Origin of the sequence: Mesorhizobium sp. CA4 (genome assembly GCF_020165075.1) — a bacterium.
Lineage (GTDB): Bacteria > Pseudomonadota > Alphaproteobacteria > Rhizobiales > Rhizobiaceae > Mesorhizobium.
The window spans coordinates 44267-57132 of record NZ_JAIUHK010000033.1 but is presented as its reverse complement, the minus strand read 5'-3'; the positions used below and the strand labels follow the sequence as shown (position 1 = coordinate 57132).

Genomic DNA, 12866 nt, shown 5'->3' with positions numbered 1-12866 from the left:
TGCCTCCACAACCGGATCCAGCGCTCACCGTGCGGTGCAGAAGCGCCGGCGCTACTGTGCCGCCGCCGCGCTCTCCAGTTCGTTGCTGAACCTGACCTCGATCGTATCTCCCGGCGCCACCTCGGCGTCCTCGTCGGCCGCCTGCTTGCGCCATTGCCCATCGACATTGCGAATGAGCGTCATCTGGGCTCGAACCGTCTCGCCGGCGATTGACAGAGGCGCAGCGGTTGCACCCAGGGGCTGCAACTTCTGGCTCGCAGCGCGAAGCCTCGTGCCGATGTCGGCCAGTCGCACCTCGGTGTCCCGCAATTCGTTCAGCAGGCCGATGCGCCTTTGGTTCTCATTGCGCTCCATCTGCCTGGCAAAGTCTTCCTGCTGGCGCTTTGTTCTCATCAACTCGACGGAGGTTTCCAGCGCCCGGCTGGATGAAAGCAGGACGGCGCGCCGGACGTCGGCGAGCCTGTTGTTCGTCAGGTTTCCAGCCTTGAACGCCTTGGTGACCTGCTCCAGGTCCTCTTCATCGGCCTTAACGGCATCCGCTTCATCCTGCGCACGCTTGATCAGGGTTTGGATCTGCGCCGCGGCATCCTTGGCGCCCTTTTCGACAAAGCTCTGCTCTTGCCGAAAATTATCCAGGGAGAGCTTGAGCGCCTCCGCTTCAGCCTTTGCTATTCCCGCAGCGAGCGCGGGGGAAAGGGGCGACCCTTGCGGAGGCTGCATGTCGAAGCTTTCCTGCTTGTCAAGCTCTGCGCGCAGGCGGGCGCTGTGGAAGTAGTCCCTGGTGTATTCTCCCCAGATCATCTCGTAGTCGCGTCGCAGATCCGTCGGATCCGGGCCTGCCTGGTTGCCTCGCGCCCGCAAAAGGCTGAAACCGCCGGCCACGGCGATCGCCTGACGCACGGTCATCAGCGGGCGGTAGGCCTGTTGTCCGGGGGTGAGCACATCACCGGTCACATAGATCGGGCGATACTCGGCGATGATCGCAGTCACGTCGCTCGGCCTTACGACGGCCATCTGTTCACGGCCATCGGGCATGCGGATGTGGAAGATCTTGGTCGGCAGGATCGCTTGCATACGCGTCTGCAATTCGGGCGGCGTGAGACCGCCGACCGAGACCGCGCCGGCTTCGGGCAGCACGATCGTGCCATCCATCTGGACAACGGCACGCTGAGTCCGGCCGGGAATGGAGACTATTCCGATTTCAACCGTATCTCCCGGCGAAATCCGATAGGGTGTTGACGGATCGGCAGCCGCGGCCGTGGGCAGCGCCCCCAGCAGAGCAAGAGCTGCGAGAAATGACCGGCTAAGGTTGACCATTCGCAACAACCTCCTTCGGGTTGTGTTGTTCGGACCAGTCGAGACGGGTGACAAACTCGTAAACCGGCCCGCCCGGCACGCCCCAATTGCTTGACCAGATTACTTGCGAGCCATCCGGAGAGGGGGAGGCATGTGTTTCGCTCCAATAGTCGAATGGAACATTTCGTGTCTGGCCAATGCGTCGAACGGCGCCGCTACCGTCGAGCCGAAGCGCAACGATCTCGCGCGCATAGGGAGCCCAGGTTGGATTGGCCGATATCTCGTCCGGATTGCCGCCGTAGCTCAGGAATGCCCATCCTGGCCTGTTCAGTGCGCGCGTCGATGCATGCTCGGCTTCGCCGAACGCGGTCAGGGAAGTGACTTTCCCGTCCGACAGCCTGCGCTTGATTATGTGATACCTATCTGGACCCGATTTGCTGATCCCAACGAAGATTTCGCTCCCATCCTCGTCGAGCGTGATGTCACCATGGCCGGGCCGATGGTGGTCCGTCCATCTCTGGAGCAAAGTGCCATCAACGGCAAAAATTACCCTTTGTTCTGTGCCGTCAATAAGGTTTGGGGAGCAGAGAATGCTCGTTCCGAGTGGAGAGATCGTGCAGGAACTGGTCTTTCCGGGCACCTGAGAAAGGTCGATGTCAGGAAACTTCCGCCGCTGGTTCAGATCATAGGCAAAAACGACGTCCGCGCCGTCCTTGCGGACCGCGCGGACCGCGATGCGGCTACCGTCGCGGCTGGGATTGCCCTTGGATGGACCGAATTGCAGATCGTGGTAGTCCGCGGATGTGAAAAGGACGTCTTCGTGATTGGTCCGCGGGGCCCAGGTCGAGACTGCCCGGTCCTGAACACAGATCATCAATTCGGCATTTCGGGGATGCCACTCGCACTCGCCCCCTCGTTTGCGCCAAAACAGCGCCTTATAGGTGTGCCCGTCGAGAAAGCACATTCCATTGCAGCCGTTGTCGAGGAGGAGCAATGTCTGGTCCGCATTCCAGGCTTGAGCGCTCGAATAGCGATGGCTGCAATACTTAGGCCCGCAAACCACCCCATTTCCAAGAGGGCCAGGCTTGGAGATGCGAACAATGCTTGTGCCGAATGCGGGGTCGATGGCGGGACGAAGATAGTCGGGCAAATCCATCGCCACCGGAGCCACGAAGCCGGCGGACGTGTCGCTCGCCTCCCCCCCGGCCGTCCGCAGGCCGGCAAATGCGGCAACGCAAACCAGCAGCAATGCGGCGGAAAACGCGGGAAGCCTCATGTCATATAGCTCATCTCATGACGTACCCGCCCCTCGCTCAGGCGCGCCCGCCACCACGCGATGGTCCGTCTGAGGCCTTCGCGCAAGTCCGTTCGAGCCCTCCATCCTGTTGCGCTCTCAAGCCGGGATGAATCCGCCAGCAGTGCCCGGACCTCGGAATTTTGCGGGCGCAGCCGGCCCTCGTCACGATGGACCGGCTTGTTGGAACCGCTCAACTCCAGCACCAAGTCCAGCACGTCGGATATGGTCACGGCACGCTGGCTTCCTGCATTGTAGGCATGGCCGAATTCGAGCTCGGCGGAGCCTGCGCTGAGAAACGCCGCGGCCGTGTCTTCGACGAAGGTAAGATCGCGAACCGGACTCGTATCTCCCACCATGATGGCCTGGCATTTTGGGTCGATGGCCTGCCTGATCAGGGTCGGAACAATCGCCCGTTCGCTTTGCCGTGGCCCGAATGTGTTGAACGGACGAAGCACCACGACTGGAAGGTCGAACGAACGGGCGTAGGACTCCGCCATCATGTCGGCTCCGATCTTGGAAGCCGAGTAGGGCGACTGGCCCTGCAGCGGGTGGGTCTCATTGATCGGCATGGTCAAAGCGGTGCCATACACCTCACTGGTCGAGGTGTGCACTATGCGCTCGGTATCCCACTGACGGGCGGCTTCGAGCACATTCACGGTGCCCAAGACGTTGGTCTCCACGTAGGACTGGGCGGCTGCGTAGGAGTACGGAATGGCGATCAATGCGGCGAGATGGAACACGACGGCCTGGCCACGTACGATCCGGTTCAGGAAGGCACTGTCGCGAACGTCGCCGCGGACGAGCTTGAGCTGGGTTCGGATCTCGTCCGGCAGGTCATCCAGCCACCCGTGGCTGTCGAACGAATTGTAGAGAGCCAATGCCGTCACGTCGGCACCGCCGCGCACCAGGGCTTCAGTCAGATGCGACCCTATGAACCCATCCGCCCCGGTGACCAAAACTCTCTTTCCCTTGTAAGTCATGTCCTGACAGTCCTCGCACTCCTTGGCCTTAATCCGGCGAATGCTGCGGCAACCATTCGAATGGCTTACGCGCCGACCGAACGGTCCACAGTCACGCCGAGAACGATGAAAACACCTCGAATGATGAGCGCCATGTCTGAGAGGATTGTCCGGCGGCCATAATAAGAAAGATCGATCCTCGCCTTTGCCGGAAACAGGACCTCCTTGTAGAAGACAGTTGGCTCGACGTCTCGAGGATAAAAATGGGCCTCGTGGCGGAATACGATCTGAGCCGGACCGAACAGGCCTGGCTTATATTGCAGGACAGCTTCGTAGCCGTCCCTGAAGCACTCAGCGAATGACAAACTCTCTGGACGCGGACCGACCAGGGCCATTTCGCCTTTCAGAACGTTCCACAACTGCGGCAGTTCATCCATTTTGCTGAAAGCGAGAAACCTGCCCACCGTCGTCATGCGCTGATCATTGGCAAGGGTTAGCGCAAGGCCTCCCGCATCGCAGCGCGGATAGAATTTTCGGAATTTGTACATACGGAAAAGTTGACCGCCGGCGCCGATGCGCGGCTGAACAAAGAGCACAGGGCGCCCGCTTTCCAGCAGCAGCGCCACTGCGATAAGCAGCATCAGCGGTGACAGGACAACCAGCCCGACGAACGCGGCCATGATGTCCATGGCGCGTCGGCCAAATCCATGGCTTACGCAGCGCATTGCAAGCCGGCCAATGGGCATGTCGAACGCGTTCATGCTGCTGTCCCTGCCCGGACGCCGCTGTTGAGGGCGGATGCCAGGGCGTCCACGACCGCTTCCGCCACGGGAGATGTTATCTGCGGATGCAGCGGTATGGTCAGCTCACGGTCGGCGAAGTCCTCCGTGCGCGGCAGGTGAATTCCGGGAAAAAGCTCCCGGTAGAAGGTCATTTGATGCACAGGCGGGTAATGAATTGTCGTTTGTATGCCCTGCGCGCGCAACTCATCGATGACGTCCTGTCTATTGACGTAACGAGGCAAGAGAATCGGCATGATGTGATAGGCAGAGCTGCGCGGCTCGGCAAACGGCATCGAAACGGCCGGACAGCGCATGGCTATGAGGCGTCGATACAATGTGACAAGGACCCGCCTGACCTCATTCCATTCCTGCAGATTGCGAAGCTGAACCAAGCCGATGGCAGCTCTCAGTTCATCCATGCGATAATTGAAGCCCAGCATGGTCACATCATATTGCGGCGTGCGGCTGTTCAATCTCTGCCGCGTGCCGGTGGTCATGCCGTGGCCACGAGCCTGGCGGATCTTCTCCCGCAGGTCGGGGTCGCGCGTAATGACCGCGCCGCCTTCAGCGGTGGTCATGTTCTTATTGCCGTAGAAGCTGAACGCCGCTCCCGCACCAAAGGTCCCAACCTCCGTCAGGCCAGGAGCATGTGCGGCGTCCTCGATGATGTAGAGCCCTCGCACGCTGGCAAATGTCTGCCACTCCTGTTTGTTCGCGAGATAGCCTGCGAAATGGACCAGGATTACAGCCCTGGTGCGGGAGGTGCAGCTTGCCTCCGCATCTTCGACCGACATCAGAGGCACGTCGTCGGATTCTATATCGACAAAGACGGGCTTGGCCCCGACGTACAAGACCGCATTTACGGTCGCCACGAAGGTCAATGAAGGCACCAGAACCTCGTCACCGGGCCCGATCCCAAGTCCATGGAGAATGAGGTGGAGAGCTGCGGTGCAGGAGTTGACCGCGACGCAATCGTCGGCGCCGTGCATCGCGGCGAACGCTTCTTCGAATGCCCTGACGCGTTCGCCCATCGTCAGCCAGCCGCTGTCGATTACTTTCGACAAAGCGGCCTTCTCCGGCACACCCAACAAGGGAGCACTAACCAAGAGCATCCCAACCTCCCGGTGAACTCTCGCGAGTAGAAAAGCGCCTCACGCGGCAGCCGCGGCGACCTCGATCGAAGCCGACTGCTCCTCCCAGGAAACCGCCTGAGCCTTCTGGAAGTCCTCGACGCGGCCAATGTCCAGCCAAAGCCCGTCATGCTTGTAGACGTGCACGACCTGCCCATCCTGGAGCATTTGCAGCATAAGATCGTCGAAGCCGAAGGGAATGCCGGACGGAATGAACTGCAGAACCGCCGGATCCATGCAGTAGATTCCCATGCTCACCAGATGCGTGAGCGAAGGCTTTTCGCGAAATACCTGAACAGTGTCATTGACCTCGTCGATGACGCCGAAGTCCATTTTGGTGACACGCGCCGCCGTCGCGATCGTAACCAGATCCTTGTGCGCCCGATGCGCCGCGACGAAACGGCTGAGGCTCAGATCGGTAAGCACATCGCCGTTGAGGACCAGAAACGGTTCGTCCAGTTCATCGCGGATCAAGGAGAGTGGGCCGATGGTTCCGAGCGGTTCCATTTCCTGCGTATAGCGTATCTTGAGGTTCCATTGCGAACCATCGCCACACACGCTGCGGATCAGATGGCCCAGGTAACCGGTCGTGACGTAGACGTTCTCAATGCCGTTGCGCCGCAACCATTTGAGCAGCAGCTCAAGCACCGGCCGGGCACCGATCGGCATCAGAGGCTTCGGCAGAACCGATGTGAACGGGCGCAGACGCATGCCCATTCCACCGCATTGGATAACCGCTTTCATTTGATACTCCCTGCGCACACGGCCGACACAGGCCGACAATCAAGCTCGGCGTCCGGAAATCTCACGCATGCGGCTATGCGGGTCCCGCCACCCGATCTGCCGAACGTGCTCCGAATTGAGCGAGAAATACGCTCAGCCTGTACGCCTGTCGTCGTGCGTTCGAATGGCGCTCAACTGGCCGACAGTGAAATGACGGGCGGTGCAGGAGCGTGGGCCCGGGCGCGGACGCAGCGATGGCTAGGGACCAAGGTCCGACTTTGCAATATAGTAAACGCAGAGTAGCTTTTTTCCTTCGGAAGAGGCACATTTCTGTTGGGTTCCGGCTTGGCGGACAAGTCCCGCATCGTCACAGAACTAGCCCCGTAGGCAAAAAACGTTCTGGACGCGTGTCATAGTCCCCGGGCCGAAAGCGTGTGCGTTGGGGTAAAATGTACAAAATCGTCATCGCCGATGATCACGGTCTCTACAGGCGTGGCTTACGGTTGGCGCTGACCGCCGGCATTGAAAGCGTTGAGATATTTGAGGCCGCGTGCTTCGATGCCGTGGTGGGGCTTCTTGCCGAACACGAGTGCGTCAGCCTAGCGATGCTTGACCTGAACATGCCGGGGCTCTTCACTCAGAAAGTGATTGGCGATGTTTTGGCTGCGTATCCCGACACGCGCTTTGCGATCGTTTCGGGAAACGATTCACGCTCTGAAATCCTGACCGCTCTCAATGTGGGGCTGCACGGCTATATCGTGAAATCGCAAAGTGACGAAGAGGTCGTCCTGGCGGTGAAGGAAATCCTGGCAGGCCGCATCTACGTGCCGGCGCTCCTGTCCCGGCACTTGGGAAGCCACGAGCAGTCCCTCGAGATCCGTCACGGGAGCATCGCCGGCGCCGGCGCTCTCGAAAGGCTCACATCGCGGCAAAAGGATGTACTAAGGCTGATGGCGGAAGGATATTCGAACAAGGAGATCGCGAGAGATCTCGATATCGCCGAGGCTACGACAAAGATTCATGCGGCGGCAATCATGCGGGAATTGGGGGTTCGAAACCGTACGGAAGCCGCAGTCCTGATAAAGACCTGGTTGGGAACGGTGTGAGTTAAGCATGCACTTCCTTCGAAGACAGTCGAAGGGAATATCGCAATCCATCCTCCCGCACCTCGAATTGCGAGGAATGGCCCACAAGGGGTGTTCCCTCGACTCCCAGAACCACAGATCCGAAACCCGGACGCCTGAAGGGAGCCGCGCGTCGGCGCCCTGTTTCTATCCACTCAAAAACAATCTCATCGCCCGCCTCGGCTGATGTGAACTCCCAACGTGCCTCAACCTTGCCGTGCGCATCGCCGAGCACGCCGTGCTTGATCGAGTTGGTCGTGAGCTCGTGGATAATCATTGCGAAGCTCTCCGCCGTTCCGCCAGAAATCCTGATGTCGGGGCCTGCGACTATCGTTCTGCCAGCGTCCGAGAAGGGCTTCAGTTCCTGCATGACGAGATCCCGGATGGTGGATGATCCATCCGCGCTACGTGTGAGCAGCATATGCGTCGCCGCAAGCGCGTGAATTCGCTCGACCAGCGTCTCCTTGAACTTGGCGAGACTGCCCTCCGGTGCGTCCAGCATCTTCACTATCGCCGTGATGACGGGGAACAGATTGCTGAACCGGTGGCGCTGCTCCAGCATCAATTTTTCTTGCCGCCTTACCGCAGCCCGCAGCAGCGTGGTTTGACGTCGCTCGGTCAAATCCGCCGCGATGCCAACGCGCTGGTCTCGGCCATTCTGGTTTTCCTCGCGTCCCCGCAAGGCGATCCAACGGACTTGGCCGTCGGGTCGCTTGAGACGAATCTCCACGTCGTAATTGGCCCCCCGCGGGTCGGTTCCTGAAGGCGATGCGAGCTTACCCCAGTCCGCTGGGTGGACGATCGAAGACAGATCGGAAAGAGGGCGGGATGCCATCGGGGACAATCCAAGAATCTCCCAAAACTGGCGTGAGCCCGAGATGAGGTCCTGGCCATAGTCTATGCGCCAGGTGCCCAACCGGCCGGCTGACAGCGCAAGGTCGAGCCATTCGTTTTGAGCTATGAGCGCTTCGCGGGCGGCTCTTCGCTCGGTTATGTCATCTACGACTACAAACAGGCTGTCCGACGGCACCGTGTCGGACGCAGAAAGAGAAAGCGTCAACCAGGCCCAAAGCGTGCCGCCGTCGCTTCTGGTCAGGCGCATTTCCGAGCCGAACCACGGCGCTTCGGCCGTCAATGCGGCGAGCGAGCTTTCGAGCAGCGCTCGATCATCTTGGTGGACAAGCTCGTCTATGCGCCGCCCGACAAGATCGTCTTCGATGTAGCCGAGCAGATCGCTGAGGCGTTTGTTCAGCCGTAGCAATTCTCCGCGGTCGTTCGCGGTCGCAAAGCCCAGCGCGGCTCGTTCAAAAGCGTGTCGGTAACGCGACTCTGCGGCTTCGACGGCAGCGAGCTTAACGTCCAATGCGGCCCGTAAGCTCTGCCTGGAGCGATCGAAAAGAAAGGCAATCATCCCACCGGAAAGCACAAACAGGATGGCGCGCACCCAATCATCGGCGAGTGGCTGGCGATGCAAAATTATCCGGGCGCCCAGGCCGGCGGCCGCCATCAGGAACGTTGATCCGACTGCGATCCGGCGGCTTTCCAGGAAAGCGATGACAATTATCGCCGGAACAAATTCAAGGAAAGCCGGGTCTGTGGTGCCCGTTAAGGATACCCTTACCTCGAAGAGCAGCGTAGCGATCAGTACAGCCGTCGACGCTAGGTGAGTTCGCGACAGGATCGGACCTCCTCGGCAACCTCATCCACCCTACCTACAACTTTCGGTCTAGCCCGTCGAGCTTAGACCGTTGAGCGAGCAGCTAGTCCATCTGCTCGCTTTCGGATCGCCAAAAATCAAGGCCTTATAACATCAGCACCCGATCTTCTGACTGTCGGTCGTCCAGCACCGATAGCAGAAATAGAAACGAGGATGGATGATTCATGAATCTGGTCAGCGGACAGAACGACACAAGATCGATCGCCAGGCCTGGCATGATACCGCCTGGTCCGGGCAGCCGGACAATGACCGCCTTTGCCAGGGGGGGCGCGCCTCGCAATACCCTCAGGCCGACCACGGCGAGCAAATACGTGCGGCCGTGTCTTGATTCAATAACCGGCATGCTTGAGCGCATAGGTTGTGGCTGGCTCGTGCTCAGCGAGTCGAAGAGAGTGCTTGAATGGAACTCAGCCGCCGAAACCATTCTCACGGCCTGTGCGGATTCTCTAGATTCCCCCGGCGATCTATCGGCGGCACTGAGAAGCCTGATAGCTGGTGTGCCTGCTCATTTTGCTGCCGGATCGCTGTCCTGGATCGTGATCCGCAGCGCCGGCGACCGGCCGGTGATCATGAATGAGGAAGGCGTCGTCACTCCCGATGGGTCGATCATTGTCGCACTCCTCGATCGCCAGCCGAGAACCGGACCCAATCCGGAAACCCTGCGGAAAATGTTTGGATTGACGGGCGCCGAAACGCATTTGGCGTTGCGCTTGGCGAGCGGCGATGCCCCCTTGGAAATTGCCGAGCGCAGCCGGCTCAGCCGGACCACGATCCGCACCCAGCTCGCCTCGCTGTTCGCCAAGACAGAGACGAGGCGCCAGGCGGAATTGGTCGCTCTTTTAGGGCGCATCTCGGTCCTGCCGTAGAACCTCCCGACCATCTGGCGCGCCTGGGTTTCCGGTAGCGCGCCACTGCTCCACGTCTGCGTCGAGTGTTTCACCGTTTCACGAAACGGCGAACCGCTCTATCTCTAGTGTCGACGCACTTCCGGACGGAATCCGCCCCATACTTTCCTGGGATTGCTCTGACGCAAATGACTGCGCCGCCCGGAATTGTTCCTGCGACATTCGCCGGATGAGATTCGTCGACCCGATGCGCCCGATGGTTCGCGCATGCTGCCGGCCATCGAGCTGTCATGCGAACGCGCGCACGATTCCTACGGTAGGCCCAGCATCACGGTCGCATCAGCGTTTGCGGGTCTGCACCGCGCCGAGTTTTGGTCGGATCCTGAACAGGTATTCCAAGGCATACTGGTTCGCGATCTTCATCACGGACGGCCGAAGGATCTGGACGGCATCTCGCATCGTCGTTCGCCAGGATTGATGTCGGAATCTGGCCGGGATGCGGGCGACCCGCAGCGCACGTAGAAGCGTCTCCGGTTTCGGGAGGCCCTTTCTATCCTCGATCAGATCCCAATTGAGCTGTTTGACGGCAAGAGTGACCTCATCCACGTCCTCGTAGCTTTTCGACGTCGTTATGCTCGGATGATGTGTCGCATCATAGAAGATCAGCCCTTCGTTGATTGCCACCATTTCGCCGTAACGGGCCAGATCAACAAAGAATAATTGATCGACGCCGGCCGGGATGGATTTATGGGCTCGCATCTGACACCCGGCGTGGATGACGGCGGTGTTGATCAGGAGCGTCGAAGGGATGATGCCAAGGCTCCTGGTCACCCGTACCAGATAGAGGTCCGTCAGGCACTGCTGGCTGGAATAGAGCGAAACCCGGTTTTGCTCCGGCGGGTCCGACCGCATCACGATCCGGTCTTCCTCGACAACATGCGCCGCGCAGGTCATGAACGCCGCCGACGGATATTTTACCGAGATTTCGGCAAATCTCTTCAGAGCTCCCGGGGCCAGCCAATCATCGTCATGCAGCAATTTGATCCACTTGCCTGTGCAGGCAAGCATGGCGTTGTTGGTGTTCTCCACCTGCCCTCGGCCTCTGCAGTTTTCGACGATCCGAATGCGCGGGTCGCGTCGCGCATACTCTTCCAAGATGGCCCAACTCGACCCCTTTTGCCCTTCGTCGTCGCTGACGACGAGTTCCCAGTTGGAAAAGTCCTGCCCCACGACACTGTCGATGGTGCGCCTGATGGTGTCCGGCCGGCGAAACGTCGGAACGGCAACGGAAATGAATGGGCGCGCGGGTGACGCGTCGACAGCATGAGCGACATTGGCCATAGGACCAAGCGCCGACAGATTTATTTCATTTTTGCCGCTGGCCACCGGCTCAAGCGACGGCACAGGTCTCTCAGGGCGCTCGTCGCTATTCAACAGGAGCTTCATCGTGCTGTTTCCTCGCGATTGGATACGGACTGGACAATGTTACCTGGGCCGGTTCGATGTCCCGTTTCAGAAGATACAGTGAGGCCGCGGTTTTAATGGCAAACCCAACCATCCCGCCAACAGCCATGAGATAAATGACGTCGATAGGTACCCACCCTGCCTTGGCGCCGGCGAGCAGCGGACCGAAGACAAGCACCATCCGCGCGGCGTCGACGACCAGCCGCACTTCCTGCCGCCGCAACAGGGAAGGAACCTCGCTGAGCGGTGTCGACAATGCTTGCACGGCCCCCATGAATGCCAAAGCAGTCATGATTTGGGCCGTCGGAATCCAAGCCTTGCCCAAGAGCGGCACGACCAGGTATGGGGCGGCCAGCCCAAGCGCCAGTATCGGCAACGCAGAAAGACCGGCGGCAAGCATCAGTAGGCCGCGCGCGACGCCGAGCATATGCCCACGATCGCTGCTCTTGTTCGACTCGGCGACAAACACGTTGCTTAGCGGTGTGGCTATCAGCACGATAGGCCCAGTCACCAGCCGTGTCGCGACGCCGAGATAACCGGCAAAGGCGGCGCCGAAAAAGGAGCCGACTAGAATCGCGGGAAGATTGTTGATGGCGTAGCTCCCGAGGGTCGCGGGAATGTCGAACAGCGGGAATTTGTACTCCCTTTTGGCTTTGTCAAAGACGCTTCTCCACGGGGCCCGGACGACACCGCGCAGATCCTCCCAGGACAGGATCTGAAGACCGATGAAGGCAAGAAAGGCGAACTGGCTGAGGATATGAGCGTATACCATCGCCCCGCCCCCAAAACGTGCGAAACCAAAAGCCAATTGCAGCACGGCCATGGTTGCTGGCAGGATCAGCCGGCCGATGGCGAAGTTGCGCATCATGCCCGCCCGTAGCGCCCAGCAATTCATCGTTTCTACGAGTGCTGCGCCGCTCATCCCGATAGGCACCAGCCATACCAGGTGTCTGAGTTGGGCAGGCGCAGCACTCAAGAAGACCTGCCCGACCAAAAAGGTCAGCACACCGGTGGCGAACACGGCCAGCAGAATTAGCTTGGCCGTGACATAGGTCTGCCCGGTGTCCTTGACCCCATAGAGAGAAGGTTCGAAGCGCAGCGCGGCGACGGCGCCCAGCATGTTGACGATCGAAAGATAAATCGTGAATACGCCGAAATCCGTCGGGGAATAAAGCCGAGTCAGCACCGGAATAGTCGCAACGAGAATAAGCTGGCCGGTGATGGCCATGGCCGATACCCCCCCAGCCGCGCGAATAACGTTGCGGATCGAGCTCGGCGGAATATCGATGATTGCTTTCTCAGCCCTGGGGACTTTGCTCGATCTCAGAATGTCGCTGGCCCTGTCTGACATGAGTTCGCGCTTCCGAGAGGCATGATTTTCGCGGTTCCGGGAGCTTACGATGGGCATCGGACGCCACCATCATCCATCTGAATGACACGATTTGGCGGAGCGGCTGGATCGCGAATTTGTGCTGTCCTGCCTGAGGTAAGCCGTCGCAAGGCGCGGCTCTCAAACTCCGGCATTCGCT

General features: G+C 59.8%; 11 protein-coding genes. 2 read left to right on the top strand and 9 right to left on the bottom strand.

Going from position 1 to position 12866, the window contains the following annotated elements:
• Positions 1-51: 51 nt before the first annotated feature.
• From LB528_RS23660 to LB528_RS23635, 6 genes are all read right to left on the bottom strand, one after another.
• Positions 52-1317, bottom strand: a complete 1266-nt coding sequence (locus LB528_RS23660) for a polysaccharide biosynthesis/export family protein (RefSeq protein WP_224716508.1) — start codon at positions 1315-1317, stop codon at positions 52-54.
• Positions 1304-2572, bottom strand: coding sequence for a hypothetical protein (locus LB528_RS23655; protein WP_224515737.1), 1269 nt, complete (start codon positions 2570-2572; stop codon positions 1304-1306). Before LB528_RS23655 ends, LB528_RS23660 begins: the two co-directional genes overlap by 14 nt.
• Entirely contained in the window at positions 2569-3573 is a 1005-nt protein-coding gene (locus LB528_RS23650; protein ID WP_224716507.1) for an SDR family NAD(P)-dependent oxidoreductase, read from the bottom strand. The genes LB528_RS23655 and LB528_RS23650 overlap by 4 nt, the downstream gene beginning before the upstream one ends.
• A gap of 65 nt (positions 3574-3638) precedes the next feature.
• Positions 3639-4313: a sugar transferase gene (locus tag LB528_RS23645; protein WP_224515739.1), complete on the bottom strand. Its 675-nt coding sequence runs from the start codon at positions 4311-4313 to the stop codon at positions 3639-3641.
• Complete coding sequence (locus LB528_RS23640) at positions 4310-5446, bottom strand: DegT/DnrJ/EryC1/StrS family aminotransferase (RefSeq protein ID WP_224515740.1); 1137 nt, start codon at positions 5444-5446, stop codon at positions 4310-4312. The genes LB528_RS23645 and LB528_RS23640 overlap by 4 nt, the downstream gene beginning before the upstream one ends.
• 39 nt (positions 5447-5485) lie before the next feature.
• On the bottom strand, positions 5486-6208 hold the full coding sequence (locus tag LB528_RS23635) for an NDP-sugar synthase (protein ID WP_224515823.1): 723 nt from the start codon (positions 6206-6208) through the stop codon (positions 5486-5488).
• 428 nt (positions 6209-6636) lie between these two features.
• Between LB528_RS23635 and LB528_RS23630 the strand changes: the two genes are divergently transcribed.
• Positions 6637-7293, top strand: coding sequence for a LuxR C-terminal-related transcriptional regulator (locus LB528_RS23630; RefSeq protein ID WP_224716506.1), 657 nt, complete (start codon positions 6637-6639; stop codon positions 7291-7293).
• Position 7294: 1 nt separating this feature from the next.
• Here LB528_RS23630 and LB528_RS23625 read toward each other — a convergent pair whose 3' ends face one another.
• Positions 7295-8818, bottom strand: coding sequence for a sensor histidine kinase (locus tag LB528_RS23625; RefSeq protein WP_224716505.1), 1524 nt, complete (start codon positions 8816-8818; stop codon positions 7295-7297).
• A 374-nt stretch (positions 8819-9192) separates the two neighbouring features.
• On the opposite strand from LB528_RS23625, the gene LB528_RS23620 reads away from it, so the two are divergent.
• Positions 9193-9894 (top strand): helix-turn-helix transcriptional regulator, encoded by a 702-nt coding sequence (locus tag LB528_RS23620; RefSeq protein WP_224716504.1) that lies wholly within the window; start codon positions 9193-9195, stop codon positions 9892-9894.
• Between the two features lie 318 nt (positions 9895-10212).
• Here LB528_RS23620 and LB528_RS23615 read toward each other — a convergent pair whose 3' ends face one another.
• Both LB528_RS23615 and LB528_RS23610 read right to left on the bottom strand, forming a co-directional pair.
• Positions 10213-11319 (bottom strand): glycosyltransferase family 2 protein, encoded by a 1107-nt coding sequence (locus tag LB528_RS23615; protein WP_224515746.1) that lies wholly within the window; start codon positions 11317-11319, stop codon positions 10213-10215.
• Positions 11300-12688, bottom strand: a complete 1389-nt coding sequence (locus LB528_RS23610) for a lipopolysaccharide biosynthesis protein (protein ID WP_224716503.1) — start codon at positions 12686-12688, stop codon at positions 11300-11302. Before LB528_RS23610 ends, LB528_RS23615 begins: the two co-directional genes overlap by 20 nt.
• Positions 12689-12866: the final 178 nt, after the last annotated feature.

Excerpts from the sequence above, each read along its gene's own strand:
- LB528_RS23660 (WP_224716508.1), bottom strand. The coding sequence starts at position 1,317 with ATGGTCAACCTTAGCCGGTCATTTCTCGCAGCTCTTGCTCTGCTGGGG.
- LB528_RS23655 (WP_224515737.1), bottom strand. The coding sequence starts at position 2,572 with ATGAGGCTTCCCGCGTTTTCCGCCGCATTGCTGCTGGTTTGCGTTGCC.
- LB528_RS23650 (WP_224716507.1), bottom strand. The coding sequence starts at position 3,573 with ATGACTTACAAGGGAAAGAGAGTTTTGGTCACCGGGGCGGATGGGTTC.
- LB528_RS23645 (WP_224515739.1), bottom strand. The coding sequence starts at position 4,313 with ATGAACGCGTTCGACATGCCCATTGGCCGGCTTGCAATGCGCTGCGTA.
- LB528_RS23640 (WP_224515740.1), bottom strand. The coding sequence starts at position 5,446 with ATGCTCTTGGTTAGTGCTCCCTTGTTGGGTGTGCCGGAGAAGGCCGCT.
- LB528_RS23635 (WP_224515823.1), bottom strand. The coding sequence starts at position 6,208 with ATGAAAGCGGTTATCCAATGCGGTGGAATGGGCATGCGTCTGCGCCCG.
- LB528_RS23630 (WP_224716506.1), top strand. The coding sequence starts at position 6,637 with ATGTACAAAATCGTCATCGCCGATGATCACGGTCTCTACAGGCGTGGC.
- LB528_RS23625 (WP_224716505.1), bottom strand. The coding sequence starts at position 8,818 with ATGGCGGCCGCCGGCCTGGGCGCCCGGATAATTTTGCATCGCCAGCCA.
- LB528_RS23620 (WP_224716504.1), top strand. The coding sequence starts at position 9,193 with ATGAATCTGGTCAGCGGACAGAACGACACAAGATCGATCGCCAGGCCT.
- LB528_RS23615 (WP_224515746.1), bottom strand. The coding sequence starts at position 11,319 with ATGAAGCTCCTGTTGAATAGCGACGAGCGCCCTGAGAGACCTGTGCCG.
- LB528_RS23610 (WP_224716503.1), bottom strand. The coding sequence starts at position 12,688 with ATGTCAGACAGGGCCAGCGACATTCTGAGATCGAGCAAAGTCCCCAGG.